General features: G+C 70.7%; 2 protein-coding genes and 2 pseudogenes. 2 read left to right on the top strand and 2 right to left on the bottom strand.

Going from position 1 to position 1,792, the window contains the following annotated elements:
• Window positions 1-73: 73 nt before the first annotated feature.
• Window positions 74-403, bottom strand: a pseudogene (locus ACWD3D_RS36620) (hypothetical protein); the annotation flags it as partial.
• Window positions 404-558: 155 nt separating this feature from the next.
• Here ACWD3D_RS36620 and ACWD3D_RS36615 point away from each other — a divergent pair.
• Together ACWD3D_RS36615 and ACWD3D_RS36610 are read left to right on the top strand one after the other, a co-directional pair.
• Complete coding sequence (locus tag ACWD3D_RS36615; protein ID WP_451464963.1) at window positions 559-771, top strand: MbtH family protein; 213 nt, start codon at window positions 559-561, stop codon at window positions 769-771.
• Window positions 772-839: 68 nt separating this feature from the next.
• The gene (locus ACWD3D_RS36610) at window positions 840-1,262 is read left to right on the top strand and encodes a PPOX class F420-dependent oxidoreductase (protein ID WP_451464962.1); all 423 of its coding nucleotides are present in this window, start codon (window positions 840-842) and stop codon (window positions 1,260-1,262) included.
• A 178-nt stretch (window positions 1,263-1,440) separates the two neighbouring features.
• Here the strand turns inward: ACWD3D_RS36610 and ACWD3D_RS36605 are convergent.
• Window positions 1,441-1,620 (bottom strand): annotated as a pseudogene (locus ACWD3D_RS36605) (ArsR family transcriptional regulator); the annotation flags it as partial.
• Between the last annotated feature and the right edge of the window lie 172 nt (window positions 1,621-1,792).

Raw genomic sequence — 1,792 nt, 5'->3', positions numbered from 1 at the left:
GGATGCGGCCCAAACGCTCCGTCACCGCTGCCTACGCCGACCCGCACTCGCTCACCCGCCGGGCCTTCGGTGCGATCCGCAGCCGCGCGGGCATCGCCACCTCGGCGTACCAGCAGTCCGTGCCGGCGAAACGGCGCAGCGGTACCGGCTCCGACCAGCTCTCGAACACGACACTCGCGGGGGACCCGCGCCACAGGAAGAGGGCCGTCCAACCACCGTCGGGGCCCGGCACGTGAACGGGGCTGCGCGCCGAGGCCCAGAAAGCCTCGGTCCCAGGGCTGCCGGGCAGCCCGAAGCGGGCGAAGCCGGTGAACTCCGCGTCCTCCGGGGAGTCTGCGCGAAGCGGGGCCGCGGGCGGGCGCGCGCCGTCCCCGGTACGGAAGCCTTCGGTCGCGGGAAGCATCAACGTCTCCTTGTGAGCGGGAAGTCGAAAGGCTAGGCTCAGCGTTGATTAGGTTAGCCTAACCTGATGATTTCGCTCCGGGTGGTCAGCGGTCCTGCCGCTGCCCATTCCCCCGACACGGCCACCCGGCCGGTCCGCCGAGGAGGCGCTGACGTATGAGCACCAACCCGTTCGACGACCCCGAAGGCCGTTTCCTGGTCCTGGTGAACGACGAGGGCCAGCACTCTCTCTGGCCGTCCTTCGCCGAGGTCCCCGGGGGCTGGGCCGTCGCCTTCGAGGAGAACACCCGGGACGCCTGCCTGGAGTACGTCGAGACCAACTGGACGGACCTGCGCCCCCGTTCGCTGGCCGAGTCCACGGGGAGCTGATTCCCGGGGGACCGGCCTCGTGCGAGCCGCAGGGAAGAATTCGCGCCGGTGGGCCGTTGCTTCCGGACATGACGTTATTCAAGGGCTTCGCCCCCGCCACCGCCGAGCTTCTCGACGGCAGGAACTTCGCAACCCTCGCCACCATCAACCCCGACGGCGGTCCGCAGACTTCGGTGGTCTGGTTCGAGCGTGAGGGTGACACGCTGCTCATCTCCGTGACCTCCGCACGCAAGAAGGCCCGCAACATCGAGCGCGACCCGCGTGTCAGCCTCACGGTCTTCGACCAGGGCAACCCGTACCGGTCGGCCGAGATCCGGGGCACCGCCGAACTGCTGCCCGACCCGGACAAGGCGCTGCCGAAGCGGCTCTCGTGGCGCTATCTGGCGGAGGACCCGCCTGCCGAGGGTCCGGAGGAGAAGCGGCTGATCGTCCGGATCACCCCGGAACGGGTGAACGACTTCGCCGTCGAGACTGGCGGCCCGGCCGTGTAGCCGCCCCTGAGCCGTTGCCGGACCCGGCCGATCGCCCCGCAAAGGGCCGGCCGAAGCGCTCACCAAAGGGCCGGCCGAAGCGCTCACCACCACCACGGGCCCCGCGTCCGCCGCCCTTCTGGCGGCGGCTGCCGCCGGGGCCCGTCGTCGTACCCGTAGGCGGGGGCGCCGACAGGAGTCAGGGCTGCCGCGGAGTCCAGGCGGCGACGAGCGCGAGGAGCCCGGGAAAGCGGGCGTCGAGATCGTCGGTCCTGACATGGCTGCGCCGTTCCAGGCCGTACTGCCGCTGTCGGGTCACTCCCGCCTCCCGGAGCGCCTTGAAGTGGTGGGTGGGCGAGGACTTGGGGCGGTCGAGCTGCTGGGCACCACCAGCCGTATGGTCGCCGGTGCGATGGCCTTCACCATGTTCCTGACCGCGACGGGCGTGCGGTTCGCCGAGGGGTAGGGATGGGCGCAAGGGCGGCCTTAGTGCCGTCCGTCACGCTTGCGGCCAATGGACCGGTTCAGGACGTAAGACCTAGGACGCAGGA

It is taken from the genome of Streptomyces sp. NPDC002690, assembly GCF_053592415.1.
This window is presented reverse-complemented; position numbering and strand designations above follow the sequence as displayed.

Coding starts and splice junctions, on each gene's coding strand:
- ACWD3D_RS36615 (WP_451464963.1), top strand. CDS start 559: ATGAGCACCAACCCGTTCGACGACCCCGAAGGCCGTTTCCTGGTCCTG.
- ACWD3D_RS36610 (WP_451464962.1), top strand. CDS start 840: ATGACGTTATTCAAGGGCTTCGCCCCCGCCACCGCCGAGCTTCTCGAC.